Source organism: Caulobacter sp. RHG1 (assembly GCF_013181195.1).
Lineage (GTDB): Bacteria > Pseudomonadota > Alphaproteobacteria > Caulobacterales > Caulobacteraceae > Caulobacter.
Map to the genome: position 1 here is coordinate 176102 of NZ_SMZP01000007.1, position 12785 is coordinate 188886.

Sequence of the window (12785 nt, forward strand, 5' to 3'; positions counted from 1 at the left end):
CTTGTTACTCCGCCGCGATCAGCTTGGCGCCCTGCACGTGCAGGCGACCGCTACGATAGGAAGCGATCCGCTCCTCCACCTCGTGGCGGAAGTGGCGGAACAGGCCCTGGATCGGCCAGGCGGCCGCGTCGCCCAGGGCGCAGATGGTGTGACCCTCGACCTGGGTCGTGACGTCCAGCAGGGTGTCGATCTCTTTCGGATCGGCCTCGCCGGTCGCCATGCGTTCCATGACGCGCCACATCCAGCCGGTGCCTTCGCGGCACGGCGTGCACTGGCCGCAGCTCTCGTGCTTGTAGAAGTACGACAGACGGGCGATGGCGCGGACCAGATCGGTGTCCTTGTCCATGACGATGACGGCCGCGGTGCCGAGGCCCGAGCGCAGGTTGCGCAGGGCGTCGAAGTCCATCGGCAGGTCTTCGCACTGCTCGGCCGGGATCATCGGAACGGACGAGCCGCCCGGGATGACGGCCTTGAGGTTGCCCCAGCCGCCGCGAATGCCGCCGCAGTGATCTTCCATCAGCTGACGGAAGGGGATGCTCATGGCTTCTTCGACGTTGCAGGGCAGGTTCACGTGGCCCGAGACGCAGAACAGCTTGGTGCCGGCGTTGTTGGGACGGCCAAAGCCCGCGAACCACTCGGCGCCGCGACGCAGAATGGTGCCGGCGACGGCGATGCTCTCGACGTTGTTGACCGTGGTCGGCATGCCGTACAGGCCCGCGCCGGCCGGGAACGGCGGCTTCAGGCGCGGCTGGCCCTTCTTGCCTTCCAGGCTTTCCAGCAGGGCCGTCTCTTCGCCGCAGATATAGGCGCCGGCGCCGTGGTGGACGTAGATGTCGAAGTCCCAGCCGTGCACGTTGTTCTTGCCCACGAGGTTGGCCTCGTAGGCCTGCTTGATCGCCGCTTCCAGGCGCTCACGCTCGAACACGTACTCGCCGCGGATGTAGATGTAGCAGGCGTGAGCCAGCATGGCGCGCGAGGCGATCAGGCAGCCCTCGATCAGGAGGTGCGGGTCATGCCGCATGATCTCCCGGTCCTTGCAGGTGCCCGGCTCGGATTCGTCGGCGTTGACCACGAGGTAGTGCGGACGACCGTCCTTCACTTCCTTGGGCATGAACGACCACTTCAGCCCGGTCGAGAAACCGGCGCCGCCCCGGCCGCGCAGGCCGGAGTTCTTCATGTTGTCGATAATCCAGTCGCGCCCGGCGTCCAGGATGTCCTTGGTGCCATTCCAGCAGCCGCGCTTCTTCGCGCCCTCGAGGCCCCAATCCTGGAGACCGTAGAGGTTCGTGAAGATGCGGTCCTTGTCTTCGAGGATACCGACCATGACTCAGCTTTGCGGATCGAATGGATGGGCGCGCACATAGCTCGCCCGACGAATGATGACATAGACGAAAAGCAGCCAAGCCACGCCGATGATGACGAGGCCGGCGCCAACCGCCAGAGGCGGCGCGCCCTCAACGGTGCGGCCCCAGATCAGCAGGAGCACACCCATCAGGCTCGCCACGAAGCCGACGCCGCGTTCGCGACGACCGATGCTCCGGATAGTGTCGGCATAGGCCGCCCGGCGCAGGTTCAGGGCGCTGTCGTCGATCATGACGAGGCCCCTTCCCGCTTGGTCGCGCGCATCCAGCCCAGAATGAACCAGATCTGCGCGCCCAGGCCGCCGGCGACCGCCAGAAGGAAGACCGGCAGCAGCCAGTCGACCTTCAGCGACACCGCGCCAAAGATCGCCGCGCCGGCCAGCACGAAGCAGACGACGGTGATGGCGAGCATCACGGTCAGGCGCTTCTTCTGGATGGCGGCATCGGCGGTCATGTTAGGCGGTCGGCTCCGGCTTTGCCTTCGTCGCCTTCGGCTTCTCGGGCAGGTTCGGAATCTTGATCTTCTTGGCGTACGAGCCGTCGTACAGCTTCGGATCCGTCAGGGTGTGGATGGTGCCCTTCGGCTCCGACGCACCGCGGCCATCGTAGCTGCCCGGCTTCGGGGCCTTGCCGGCCGCGAAGTCGTCGAGGATCTGGGCCAGGCTCTCCGGCGTCAGGTCTTCGTAGTAGTAGTCGTTGATGGCGGCCATCGGCGCATTGCAGCACGCGCCCAGACACTCGACCTCTTCCCAGCTGAACTTGCCGTCCGCCGAGACGTGGTTGGCGTCGCCGATCTTGTCCTTCAGCACTTGCTTCAGGTCCAGCGCGCCGCGCAGCTGGCACGGCGTGGTGCCGCACAACTGCACGAAGGCGACCTTGCCGACCGGCTGCAGCTGGAACATCACGTAGAAGGTGGCCACTTCCAGCACGCGGATGACCGGCATCTCGAGCTGCTTGGCGATCTCCTGGATCGCCGGCTCGGAAATCCAGCCTTCCTGCTTCTGGGCCAGCCACAGCATCGGGATCACCGCCGACTGCTTGCGGACGGCGGGATACTTGGCTTTCCACCAGTCGGCCTTGGCCTGGCTGTCGGCCGAGAAGGCGAAGCTGGCGGGCTGTTCCTTGGCGAGACGACGTACGCTCATCGTGCGAAATCCACGCGGACGATCTTGTCGTCCTTGAAGGTGTAGATGGCGGCGACCTGGAACGGCGCATCGCCGTTGCCGCGGTCGACATGCTCGTGGTCGATGACGGTCGAGCCGACCACGATGCGGTTCAGGAGCTTGGCGTTGTTCTTGGGGAACTCGGCGAAGGTCTTGGCGTAGAAGGCGCGGTAGGCGTCGAGGCCCGTGCGCGCCACGTCGCCGTTCAGGCCCGCGACGACGACGTCGTCGGCGAAGTGGGCGCAGTGCGCATCCAGATCCTGGGCGTTGTAGGCGTCGAGTTGCGCCTGGGCGATCGTCTCATAGCTCATCGGTCGACCTCGCCGAACACGATGTCGAGCGAACCCAGGATGGCCGAGACGTCGGCCAGCTGGTGGCCGCGGTTCATCCAGTCCATCGCCGCTAGGTGCGAGAAGCCCGGAGCCTTGATCTTGCAGCGGTACGGCTTGTTGGTGCCGTTGCTGACGACATAGACGCCGAACTCGCCCTTGGGCGCTTCGACAGCCGCGTAGACCTCGCCTTCCGGCGTCTTGAAGCCCTCGGTGTAGAGCTTGAAGTGGTGGATCAGGGCTTCCATCGAGCGCTTCATCTCGGCGCGGCGCGGCGGGCTGACCTTGTTGTCCTCGGTCAGCACCGGGCCCGGCGTGCCGCGCAGCATGGCGACGGCCTGCAGGATGATCTTCGTCGACTCACGCATTTCCTGCATGCGGCAGAGATAGCGATCGTAGCAGTCGCCGTTCTTGCCCAGCGGGATGTCGAACTCGAACTCGTTGTAGTTCTCGTACGGCTGGTTGCGGCGCAGGTCCCAGGCGATGCCCGAACCGCGCACCATCACGCCCGAGAAACCCCAGGCCCAGGCGTCTTCCTTGCTCACGACGCCGATGTCGACGTTGCGTTGCTTGAAGATGCGGTTGTCGGTGATCAGGCCTTCGATGTCGTCGCAGATCTTGGGGAAAGCCTTCGCCCAGGTCTCGATGTCGTCGATCAGTTCGGGCGTCAGGTCCTGGTGGACGCCGCCCGGACGGAAGTAGTTGGCGTGCAGACGAGCGCCGCAAGCGCGCTCGTAGAAGATCATCAGCTTCTCGCGTTCCTCGAAGCCCCAGAGCGGCGGCGTCAGGGCGCCGACGTCCATGGCCTGGGTCGTCACGTTCAGCAGGTGATTCAGGATACGGCCGATCTCGCAGAACAGCACGCGCACGATCTGACCGCGCTTGGGCACTTCGACGCCCAGCAGTTTCTCGATGGCCAGGCAGAACGCATGCTCCTGGTTCATCGGCGCCACGTAGTCGAGGCGGTCGAAGTACGGGATGTTCTGCAGATAGGTCCGCGCTTCCATCAGCTTCTCGGTGCCGCGGTGCAGCAGGCCGATGTGCGGGTCGACGCGTTCGACGATTTCGCCGTCCAGCTCCAGCACCAGGCGCAGCACGCCGTGCGCGGCCGGGTGTTGCGGGCCGAAGTTGATGTTGAACTTGCGGACGGGCGTTTCCGGGATCGCCGGAACCGTCGGTTCGTCGCGGAAGAAGTCGGTGGATGCCGCCGGAGCGTTCGTACCAGTCATGGCTTTATGCCTTCTCCGCCTTCTCGTCGCCCGGCAGGGCGTACTTGGCGCCTTCCCACGGAGACAGGAAATCGAAGGCGCGGAACTCGGTGATCTTCACAGGTTCGTACACGACGCGCTTCAGCTCGTCGTCGTAGCGGACCTCGACATAGCCGGTCATCGGGAAGTCTTTCCGCAGCGGATGGCCGTGGAATCCGTAGTCCGTCAGGATCCGGCGCAGGTCCGGGTGGCCGTCGAAGAACACGCCGTACATGTCGAAGGCTTCGCGCTCGAACCAGTCGGCGACCGGGAACACCGGCGTGACGCTGGGAACGGGCGTGTCTTCGTCGGTCTGCACCTTCAGGCGGATGCGGACGTTCTTCACCATCGACAGCAGGTGATAGACGACGTCGAAGCGCTGGGCGCGCTCCGGATAGTCGACCGCCGTCAGGTCCACCAGCTGGTGGAAGCGGCAGGCCGCGTCGTCCCGCAGGAAGGTCAGGATCGCGACGACATCAGCGGCCTTGGCCGTGATGTTCAGCTCGCCGAAGGCCACCGAATGACCCAGCGCGCCAGGCGCGCGGGCGACGATGTCCAGGCCCAGGGTTTCGAGGTCTTGGCTCATCGCTCGATCGTGCCCATGCGACGGATCTTCTTCTGAAGCTGCAGCACGCCGTAGACCAGAGCTTCGGCCGTGGGCGGGCAGCCCGGCACGTAGATGTCGATCGGCACGACGCGGTCGCAGCCGCGCACGACGCTGTAGCTGTAATAGTAGTAGCCGCCGCCATTGGCGCAGCTGCCCATCGAGATGACGTAGCGGGGCTCCGGCATCTGGTCGTAGACCTTGCGCAGGGCCGGAGCCATCTTGTTGGTCAGCGTGCCGGCGACGATCATCACGTCCGACTGACGCGGGCTGGCGCGCGGCGCGAAGCCGTAACGCTCCAGGTCGTAGCGCGGCATGGCCGAGTGCATCATCTCGACGGCGCAGCACGCCAGGCCGAACGTCATCCACATCAGCGAGCCGGTGCGGGCCCAGGTGATCAGATCGTCGGCGGCGGCCGTGATGAAGCCCTTGTCGGCCAGCTGTTGCGAGACGCCGTCGAAGAACGGGTCGTGCAGCTTGGGGTCATAGCCCTGGACCGTCGAGCGGCCGCCCGACAGCGCGGGGACCGAAGAGGCGTTGGCGGGAACGATCACTCCCATTCGAGGGCGCCCTTCTTCCATTCATAGATAAAGCCGACGGTCAGTACGCCCAGGAAGGTCATCATCGACCAGAAGGCGAATTGCGCCGCTTCCTGCGGCAGCTTCATCAGCGTGACCGCCCAGGGGAACAGGAACGCCACTTCCAAGTCGAAGATGATGAACAGGATCGACACCAGATAGAACCGGACGTCGAACTTCATGCGCGCGTCGTCGAACGCATTGAAACCGCATTCGTATGCGGACAGTTTTTCCGGGTCCGGAGCCTTGGGCGCGAAGATGGCCGCGGCCAGGATGAAGACGATGCCGATAATGGCCGCGATCCCTAGGAAGATCACGATCGGCAGGTACTGGAGAAGGAAGGCGGTCATGACAGCCCTTGGCTTGAATCGAGCGGGTTGTAGCCCAGTGTCGCCAAGGCTTCAAACGCCCGAAGCACATTGAGAAACGATCGCAACTAGTGACGCTTTCCGTAACGTCGATCGTCCGAAATCCTTTGCAACGAATGCGCCCGTAACGCGCCCGCGAAGTCGCGCGCACGCGTAAGGCCAAGCTCGATCCAAAGGCGTCCACAGCCCTAATTGTCGCTTCTTCGATATGGCCGTTGACACGAGTCTTCGGTCGACATATCAGACGCCCCTCGCCGCAGGGCGGGTCGCACTTTCGCTTCGGCGAAGGGATATGCGGATGTAGCTCAGTTGGTTAGAGCGCCGGCCTGTCACGCCGGAGGTCGCGGGTTCGAGTCCCGTCATTCGCGCCACCCCTTTTAAATAAGGGGTTCGGAAAGCGCCCTCCCCTCGGTTTACGGACGACCGTCGCGCCAAGGCGCAACGATGCGGATGTAGCTCAGTTGGTTAGAGCGCCGGCCTGTCACGCCGGAGGTCGCGGGTTCGAGTCCCGTCATTCGCGCCACCGTCCGGTGGTTCTTCTCCTCAAATCGATATTGGTCGAAGCAACGTCTTGAGTTGCCGTCCTTGCGCGCCATCTAGCGCCTATGACCAGCACCGCTTTCCCGCCGTTCTCCGTCCTCGACCTCGCGCCCGTTCCGGACGGTACGCCCGTCGGCCAAGCGCTCCAGAATAGCCTGGATCTCGCACAGCACGCCGAATCTCTCGACTTCCATCGCTATTGGCTGGCCGAGCATCACAGCATGCCGGGAATCGCCTCAGCCGCGACAGCCGTCGTGATCGGTCATGTGGCCGGCGGCACGAAGACGATTCGAGTCGGGTCGGGCGGGGTCATGCTGCCCAATCACGCCCCGCTGATGGTCGCCGAGCAGTTCGGCACCCTGGCCGCGCTCTATCCCGGCCGCATCGATCTGGGTCTTGGCCGTGCGCCCGGCACCGACCAGGCCACCATGCGCGCCCTGCGCCGCTATGCCGGGGCGGTCGATTCGTTCGCCCAGGACGTCGTCGAGCTGCAGCACTGGTTCAAGCCGGCCGATCCGAACCAAAGCGTTCGTGCGATTCCCGGCGAGGGCCAGGACGTGCCGATCTGGATGCTGGGCTCCTCGACCTGGGGCGCGCAGCTGGCCGCAGCCCTGGGGCTGCCCTACGCCTTCGCCGCCCACTTCGCGCCGGACGCCCTGCTGGACGCCCTCCTCCTCTATCGCCGCAACTTTAAGCCGTCGGAGACCCTGGACAAGCCCTACGCCATGGTCTGCATTGGCGTCTGTGCGGCCGACACCGACAAGGAAGCGACTCGTCTGGCGACCTCGACCCAGCAGCAGTTCCTGGCCCTGCGCCGCGGCCGCCCGGGCCTGCTGCCGCCGCCGGTCGACGACATCCGTGAGATCGCCTCCGAGGCCGAGCTGGCCGGCCTGGACCACACCTTCCAGTACTCGGCCATCGGTTCGCCAGAGGCCGTGAAGCGCAAGATCGAGCAAGTGCTGGCTCTGACAGAGGCTGACGAGCTGATGTTCGCCTCGCAGATCTACGATCACGGCGCGCGCAAGCGCAGCTACGAGATCCTGGCCGACATCAAGAAGGGCTAGTGGTCGCGCAGCGGGATCTGGCCGCCAAACGCCGCGTTGCCCGTCAGCCCGCCATAGATCGCACACAGCTGACGGAACACCGCCTCCCAGCCGTGCCGCTCAACGGCGCGCAGGCGCGCGGCAGCGCCCACCGCGGCGAGATCCCGCGCGAATAGCGCCTCGATGGCTTCGGCGAAGGCGGCGGGCTCGGAAGCCGTCGCCAGCTGGCCGACCTCTTCATCGACCGACTCGGCCACGCCGCCGGCGGCGACGCCCACCACGGGCAGGCCGCAGGCCATGGCCTCCAGCACGATCAGGCCGAACGGCTCGTTGTCGTTGGCGTGGACAAAGGCGTCGCAGCTGGCCAGCACGCCCGCCAACTCGGCCGGGTCGCGGACATAGTCCAGGCACAGTGCGCGATCGCTGACCGGCGCCCCGCCGCCGGCGCCGACGAACAACAGCTTGTAGGGCGCGCCCAGGCGCTCCACGGCCCCGACCAGCACATCGAGCCGCTTCTCGCGGGCCGGACGACCGGCGAAGACCAGCAGGCGTTCATCGGGCGCCACGCCCAGGCGGCGACGAAGGCCGTCGCGATCGGCGCGCGAGGGATGGAAGATGTCGGTGTCGACGCCCAACGGGAGGCCGATGGCGTTGTGGACACCGGCCTCGATCAGCCGGCCGGCGATGAAGCGGCTGGGGGCCACGGCCTGGTCGAACTGGCGATAGATCGCCGCCCAGCGCTTCTGGACCGGCTTCTCGGCCCATTCGCCGATGTGCAGCGCCGCGAGGGCGCCGAGATCCGTGTGGCAGAAGCCGACGACGGGAACGCCCAAGGCGTCGCCGGCCCGCAAAGCCGCCAGGCCGGGAGTATAGGGATCGCCAGCTTCGATGATGTCCGGGCGCTGACGAATCAAACGCTCCATCCAGGCCGCCTTGACCACCGGCCAGCGATAGCCGGCCCCAAACGGCAAAGGCGCCGCATAGATCGAGACCCTGCCCTGCCCGTCGTAGGAATCGCGGGCGCCCGGCACCACCAGCGTGTGGCGGACCTCCGGACGATTGGCCGCCAGCCAGGCGCGCTTGGACGCCAGATAGCGACGCACCCCGCCGCTGCGCGGCGCGTAGAGCATGGTGGTGTCGACAAGCCGGGCGCTGCCGTCAGACGGCGGATCGACTCGCAGAGAAAAACCGCGCGGGCCGAACGGCCGGGTCAATCTCGTGTCGGTCACGCCGAATCCTCATCGGTACTGCAGGCCGCCCCATTCGGCCTCGGAACGATAAAGCTTTTGCGACAATCAGGGTTCCTCGCCGTCCCCGGACGATTTTAGGGAAACGCCGCGACGCCCAAGAGCCTCTCGCAACAACACTTCTACCTGAGCATTCACGCTGCGCAACTCGGCGCCGGCCAGCCGCTCGACGGCGGCCAGCACCTCGGGGCGGACGCGCATCAGGAACGCGCGCCGTCCACCCCCCACTCCTTTTGGAGCGCTGTCTGGATCGCTCGCCACGTCAGCCGTACAGCGTGCCGGTGTTGACCACGGGTTGGGCCTCGCGGTCGGCGCACAGCACCACCAGCAGGTTGGAGACCATCGAAGCGCGACGCTCGTCGTCCAGATTGACGACGCCTCGCTCACTCAGCTGGCCCAGCGCGCTTTCGACCATGTCGACGGCGCCGGCCACGATCGTGCGGCGCGCGGCCAGGACAGCCTCGGCCTGCTGACGCTTCAGCATCGAGCCCGCGATCTCGGGCGCATAGGCCAGGTGCATCAGGTGCGCCTCATCGATCGCAACGCCCGCCACCGCGGTGCGCTGCTGCAGATCCTTGCGCAGACGATCGCCGACCTCTTCGGCGTCGGCGCGCAAGGTGGGCTCGCCCTCCTCCGCGTGGTCATAGGCATAGTGAGTGGCGACCTCGCGCAGGCCCGTCTCGATCTGGATGTTCACGAAGGTCGCATAGTCGTCGACGTCGAACAGGGCCTGGGCCGAGTCCTTCACGCGCCAGACGATGTTGGCGGCGATCTCGATCGGGTTGCCGCGCTTGTCGTTGACCTTCAGCGTCTCACTGGTGACGTTGCGCACCCGCAGGCTGATCTTCTTGCGTCCGTACCAGGGCAGGATCCAGCGCAGCCCGGTCTTGCGGTCTGTGCCGACATACGAGCCGAACAGCGTGATGACATAGCCCTCGTTCGGCTGCAGCGTATAGAAGCCGCCGAAGATCAGCAGAGCCAGCGTCAGGAGCACCGCCCCCGACACACCGAAGAGCGCGCCGCCACCGCTCTTGGCCTGCACGATCATCCAGACGCCCGCAGCCAGGATCAGGGGCGCGGCAACCAACGCTATACTGCCGTTCATGCCGCCATGGGCGCGCTCGACAGTGGGGTTGATGGTGCGAACGTCAGTCATGGGGCTCCCTCCAGATTTGCGATCAAAGTGATATCACTTTGATCGCACACTTCAACCCTGAGGGCGCGCAGACGCGCCGCGCGGACGAACCGCGACACAGGATGCTGACTGGAAGGGGGTGGTGGGCAGTGAGGGGATCGAACCCCCGACCCTCTCCGTGTAAAGGAGACGCTCTACCGCTGAGCTAACTGCCCTACTGGGAGGCCGCTTCTAGCGGGCCGGTAAGCTTGCGCCTAGTTCGAAAAGAGCGGCGCGACAACGAAAAGGCGGAACGCCGACCATGGCGCCCCGCCCGTTCTGGACGCGGAAACTGGATCAGCCGTTCAGCGACGACTTCAGGCCTTCGCCAACCTGGAAGCGCGCGGTCTTGGACGCAGGGCGATTCACGGTCTCGCCGGTACGCGGATTGCGGGCGGTGCCGGCGGCGCGGGCGACAGCCTTGAACGTGCCGAAACCGACGAGCCGAACGTCTTGCCCCGATTTCAGGGAGTCGGTCACCGCGTCGATAAACGCTTCCAGAGCGTCCTTGGCCTGGTTCTTGTTGATGCCCGCCTTCTCGGCGATCGCCGTAACGAGTTCGGCTTTTGTGGTCATGTTTTTCTCCCAGCCGAGCGGCGACGTGTTTTCGCTTACGGCGCTTCGCTCTGCGGGGATTATGGCTGTTGAAAAATTGTCGTCAAACGAGAGCGGCGCGGGAAACTCCCGCGCCGCACAAGTTATCACCAATAAGTTACAATCAGTGGGTCAGGACGGCGTCGCTGTCGCCATCGTCCTTCTTGGAAGACCCGCCGATCGGCTCCTCGGCTTCGTTCCATTCGACCGGCGTCAGAGGCCCGGTTAGAGCCAGCTTCAGCACTTCGTCCATGGTCGAGACCGGGATGATCTCCAGGCCGTCCTTCACGCTCTGAGGGACGTCCGCGAGATCCTTCTCGTTCTCCTGCGGGATCAGCACCGTCTTCACGCCCGAGCGCAGAGCCGCCAGCAGCTTCTCCTTCAGGCCGCCGATGGCGGTGACCCGGCCGCGCAGGGTGATCTCGCCGGTCATGGCGATGTCCTTGCGGATCGGAATGCCCGTCAGCACCGACACGATGGCCAGACCCATGGCCGCGCCGGCGGACGGACCGTCCTTGGGCGTGGCGCCGTCCGGCACGTGGATGTGCACGTCCATCTTCTCGAACACCGGCGGCTTGATGCCGAACTGCAGCGAGCGCGAACGGACGTAGCTGTTGGCCGCCGCGATCGACTCCTTCATCACCTCCTTGAGGTTGCCGGTGATCTGCATCCGACCCTTGCCCGGCATCTTCACGGCTTCGATGGTCAGGATGTCGCCGCCGAACTCCGTCCAGGCCAGACCCGTGACGATGCCGACCTGATCGACCTCGTCGGTCTCGCCGTAGCGGTACTTCTTGACGCCCGCGTACTTGGCCAAGCGCTCGTCGTCGATGGTGATCGTGGTCAGCTTTTCGCGGGCCAGATCACGCACCGTCTTGCGCGCCAGGGCGCCCAGTTCCCGCTCCAGCGACCGCACGCCGGCTTCCCGGGTGTAGTAGCGGATCAGGTCGCGGATCGCCTTGTCCGGGACGATGAACTCGGCCGGCTTCAGGCCGTGATCCTTGGCCAGCTTCGGCAGGACGTGGCGCTTGGCGATCTCCAGCTTCTCATCCTCGGTGTAGCCGGGGATGCGGATGATCTCCATGCGGTCCAGCAGCGGCTGGGGCATGTTCAGGCTGTTGGCCGTCGTGACGAACATTACCTGCGACAGGTCGTAGTCGACCTCCAGATAGTGGTCGCCGAAGGTCGAGTTCTGCGACGGGTCCAGCACCTCAAGCAGCGCCGAGGCGGGGTCGCCGCGGTAGTCGCTGCCCATCTTGTCGATCTCGTCCAGCAGGACGAAGGCGTTGGTCGTCTTGGCCTTTTTCATCGACTGGACGACCTTGCCAGGCATCGAGCCGATATAGGTGCGGCGGTGACCGCGGATCTCGGCCTCGTCACGTACGCCGCCGAGGCTCATGCGTACGAACTCGCGGCCGGTCGCCTTGGCCAGCGACTTGCCCAACGAGGTCTTGCCGACGCCGGGAGGGCCGACGAGGCACAGGATCGGGCCCTTCAACGAGTTGGTCCGGGCCTGGACGGCCAGATACTCGAGAATGCGTTCCTTGACCTTGTCCAGACCGTAGTGGTCGGCGTCGAGGATGCCCTCGGCCTCGACCATGTCGATCTTCTTGGTCTTGGCCTTGCCCCACGGGATCGACAGCAGCCAGTCCAGATAGTTGCGGACCACGGTGCTCTCGGCCGACATCGGGCTCATGTTGCGCAGCTTCTTCAGCTCGCTCTCGGCCTTGGTGCGGGCTTCCTTGGACAGCTTGGTCTTCTTGATGCGCTTTTCGAGATCGATCAGCTCGTCGCGCGCATCGTCGGGGTCGCCCAGCTCGCGCTGGATCGCCTTCATCTGCTCGTTCAGATAATACTCGCGCTGGGTCTTCTCCATCTGGCGCTTCACGCGCGAGCGGATCTTCTTCTCGACCTGCAGCACCGAGATCTCGCCTTCCATGAGGGCGAAGACCTTTTCCAGTCGCTTGGTGACGTCGAAGATTTCCAGCAGGTGCTGCTTGTCGCCGATCTTCACCGACAGGTGTGCGGCGATGCTGTCGGCCAGCTTGCCCGGCTCGGCGATCTGCGGGATCGACGCCAGGGCCTCAGGCGGCACCTTCTTGTTCAGCTTCACGTAGTTTTCGAATTGCTCGACGACCGCGCGCGACAGGGCTTCGGCTTCCGGGCCAGCGCCTTCGTCTTCGCTGACTTCGCCAATCTGGGCTTCGTAGAAGGTTTCCTGATCGGTGAACTTGACGACCGCGGCGCGGCCCTTGCCTTCGACCAGCACCTTGACGGTGCCGTCGGGCAGCTTCAGCAGCTGCAGCACGGTGGCCAGCACGCCGACGTCGAAGATGTCGCCCGGCGCCGGATCATCATCCGCCGAGTTTTTCTGGGTCACCAGCAGGATCTGCTTGTCGCCGCGCATCACCTCTTCAAGGGCGCGTACGGATTTATCGCGGCCCACGAAAAGCGGCACCACCATGTGCGGGAACACAACGATGTCCCGGAGCGGCAACACAGGAAGCGTACGTAGTTCGGACATGTGCTCTATACTC

The 12785-nt window shown here is 65.2% G+C and carries 14 protein-coding genes and 3 tRNA genes; 3 read left to right on the plus strand and 14 right to left on the minus strand.

Features of this window, described 5'->3' with window-relative positions; genetic code table 11:
- Positions 1 to 4: 4 nt before the first annotated feature.
- Genes nuoF through E1H18_RS19300 form a run of 9 tightly spaced genes read right to left on the minus strand, consistent with a single transcriptional unit; the run spans position 5 to position 5632 of the window.
- Positions 5 to 1324 carry an NADH-quinone oxidoreductase subunit NuoF gene (nuoF, locus tag E1H18_RS19260; protein ID WP_172271475.1) on the minus strand — a complete coding sequence of 440 codons (1320 nt, stop codon included), beginning with the start codon at positions 1322 to 1324 and terminating at the stop codon, positions 5 to 7.
- 3 nt (positions 1325 to 1327) lie between these two features.
- Complete coding sequence (locus E1H18_RS19265) at positions 1328 to 1594, minus strand: hypothetical protein (RefSeq protein ID WP_172271476.1); 267 nt, start codon at positions 1592 to 1594, stop codon at positions 1328 to 1330.
- A complete protein-coding gene (locus E1H18_RS19270; RefSeq protein ID WP_172271477.1) occupies positions 1591 to 1815 on the minus strand; it encodes a hypothetical protein in 225 nt (74 codons plus the stop codon). Before E1H18_RS19270 ends, E1H18_RS19265 begins: the two co-directional genes overlap by 4 nt.
- Position 1816: 1 nt before the next feature.
- Positions 1817 to 2506 (minus strand): NADH-quinone oxidoreductase subunit NuoE, encoded by a 690-nt coding sequence (gene nuoE / locus E1H18_RS19275; RefSeq protein WP_172271478.1) that lies wholly within the window; start codon positions 2504 to 2506, stop codon positions 1817 to 1819.
- On the minus strand, positions 2503 to 2835 hold the full coding sequence (locus E1H18_RS19280; RefSeq protein WP_172271479.1) for a nuclear transport factor 2 family protein: 333 nt from the start codon (positions 2833 to 2835) through the stop codon (positions 2503 to 2505). The genes nuoE and E1H18_RS19280 overlap by 4 nt, the downstream gene beginning before the upstream one ends.
- Positions 2832 to 4082 (minus strand): NADH-quinone oxidoreductase subunit D, encoded by a 1251-nt coding sequence (locus tag E1H18_RS19285; RefSeq protein WP_172271481.1) that lies wholly within the window; start codon positions 4080 to 4082, stop codon positions 2832 to 2834. The genes E1H18_RS19280 and E1H18_RS19285 overlap by 4 nt, the downstream gene beginning before the upstream one ends.
- Positions 4083 to 4086: 4 nt before the next feature.
- On the minus strand, positions 4087 to 4686 hold the full coding sequence (locus E1H18_RS19290) for an NADH-quinone oxidoreductase subunit C (RefSeq protein WP_172271483.1): 600 nt from the start codon (positions 4684 to 4686) through the stop codon (positions 4087 to 4089).
- Entirely contained in the window at positions 4683 to 5285 is a 603-nt protein-coding gene (locus E1H18_RS19295) for an NADH-quinone oxidoreductase subunit B family protein (RefSeq protein ID WP_172271485.1), read from the minus strand. Before E1H18_RS19295 ends, E1H18_RS19290 begins: the two co-directional genes overlap by 4 nt.
- On the minus strand, positions 5255 to 5632 hold the full coding sequence (locus E1H18_RS19300) for an NADH-quinone oxidoreductase subunit A (RefSeq protein WP_172271487.1): 378 nt from the start codon (positions 5630 to 5632) through the stop codon (positions 5255 to 5257). Before E1H18_RS19300 ends, E1H18_RS19295 begins: the two co-directional genes overlap by 31 nt.
- Positions 5633 to 5944: 312 nt before the next feature.
- Between E1H18_RS19300 and E1H18_RS19305 the strand changes: the two genes are divergently transcribed.
- From E1H18_RS19305 to E1H18_RS19315, 3 genes are all read left to right on the plus strand, one after another.
- Positions 5945 to 6021: transfer RNA gene (locus E1H18_RS19305), tRNA-Asp, on the plus strand.
- A 75-nt stretch (positions 6022 to 6096) separates the two neighbouring features.
- Positions 6097 to 6173 (plus strand) — tRNA-Asp (locus tag E1H18_RS19310).
- Between the two features lie 82 nt (positions 6174 to 6255).
- The gene (locus tag E1H18_RS19315) at positions 6256 to 7254 is read left to right on the plus strand and encodes an LLM class flavin-dependent oxidoreductase (protein WP_172271488.1); all 999 of its coding nucleotides are present in this window, start codon (positions 6256 to 6258) and stop codon (positions 7252 to 7254) included.
- Here the strand turns inward: E1H18_RS19315 and E1H18_RS19320 are convergent.
- The 5 genes from E1H18_RS19320 to lon all read right to left on the minus strand — a co-directional run bounded on the left by E1H18_RS19320 (position 7251) and on the right by lon (position 12772).
- Positions 7251 to 8462: a glycosyltransferase family 4 protein gene (locus E1H18_RS19320; RefSeq protein WP_370526551.1), complete on the minus strand. Its 1212-nt coding sequence runs from the start codon at positions 8460 to 8462 to the stop codon at positions 7251 to 7253. The genes E1H18_RS19315 and E1H18_RS19320 overlap by 4 nt on opposite strands.
- A 280-nt stretch (positions 8463 to 8742) precedes the next feature.
- On the minus strand, positions 8743 to 9636 hold the full coding sequence (locus E1H18_RS19325; RefSeq protein WP_172271490.1) for an SPFH domain-containing protein: 894 nt from the start codon (positions 9634 to 9636) through the stop codon (positions 8743 to 8745).
- Between the two features lie 119 nt (positions 9637 to 9755).
- Positions 9756 to 9830, minus strand: a tRNA-Val gene (locus E1H18_RS19330).
- A gap of 121 nt (positions 9831 to 9951) precedes the next feature.
- Positions 9952 to 10230, minus strand: coding sequence for an HU family DNA-binding protein (locus E1H18_RS19335; RefSeq protein ID WP_172271492.1), 279 nt, complete (start codon positions 10228 to 10230; stop codon positions 9952 to 9954).
- Between the two features lie 142 nt (positions 10231 to 10372).
- Entirely contained in the window at positions 10373 to 12772 is a 2400-nt protein-coding gene (gene lon, locus E1H18_RS19340) for an endopeptidase La (protein WP_172271494.1), read from the minus strand.
- Between the last annotated feature and the right edge of the window lie 13 nt (positions 12773 to 12785).

Excerpts from the sequence above, each read along its gene's own strand:
- nuoF (WP_172271475.1), bottom strand. The coding sequence starts at position 1,324 with ATGGTCGGTATCCTCGAAGACAAGGACCGCATCTTCACGAACCTCTAC.
- E1H18_RS19300 (WP_172271487.1), bottom strand. The coding sequence starts at position 5,632 with ATGACCGCCTTCCTTCTCCAGTACCTGCCGATCGTGATCTTCCTAGGG.
- lon (WP_172271494.1), bottom strand. The coding sequence starts at position 12,772 with ATGTCCGAACTACGTACGCTTCCTGTGTTGCCGCTCCGGGACATCGTT.
- E1H18_RS19265 (WP_172271476.1), bottom strand. The coding sequence starts at position 1,594 with ATGATCGACGACAGCGCCCTGAACCTGCGCCGGGCGGCCTATGCCGAC.
- E1H18_RS19285 (WP_172271481.1), bottom strand. The coding sequence starts at position 4,082 with ATGACTGGTACGAACGCTCCGGCGGCATCCACCGACTTCTTCCGCGAC.
- E1H18_RS19280 (WP_172271479.1), bottom strand. The coding sequence starts at position 2,835 with ATGAGCTATGAGACGATCGCCCAGGCGCAACTCGACGCCTACAACGCC.
- E1H18_RS19290 (WP_172271483.1), bottom strand. The coding sequence starts at position 4,686 with ATGAGCCAAGACCTCGAAACCCTGGGCCTGGACATCGTCGCCCGCGCG.
- E1H18_RS19335 (WP_172271492.1), bottom strand. The coding sequence starts at position 10,230 with ATGACCACAAAAGCCGAACTCGTTACGGCGATCGCCGAGAAGGCGGGC.
- E1H18_RS19315 (WP_172271488.1), top strand. The coding sequence starts at position 6,256 with ATGACCAGCACCGCTTTCCCGCCGTTCTCCGTCCTCGACCTCGCGCCC.
- nuoE (WP_172271478.1), bottom strand. The coding sequence starts at position 2,506 with ATGAGCGTACGTCGTCTCGCCAAGGAACAGCCCGCCAGCTTCGCCTTC.
- E1H18_RS19325 (WP_172271490.1), bottom strand. The coding sequence starts at position 9,636 with ATGACTGACGTTCGCACCATCAACCCCACTGTCGAGCGCGCCCATGGC.
- E1H18_RS19295 (WP_172271485.1), bottom strand. The coding sequence starts at position 5,285 with ATGGAAGAAGGGCGCCCTCGAATGGGAGTGATCGTTCCCGCCAACGCC.
- E1H18_RS19270 (WP_172271477.1), bottom strand. The coding sequence starts at position 1,815 with ATGACCGCCGATGCCGCCATCCAGAAGAAGCGCCTGACCGTGATGCTC.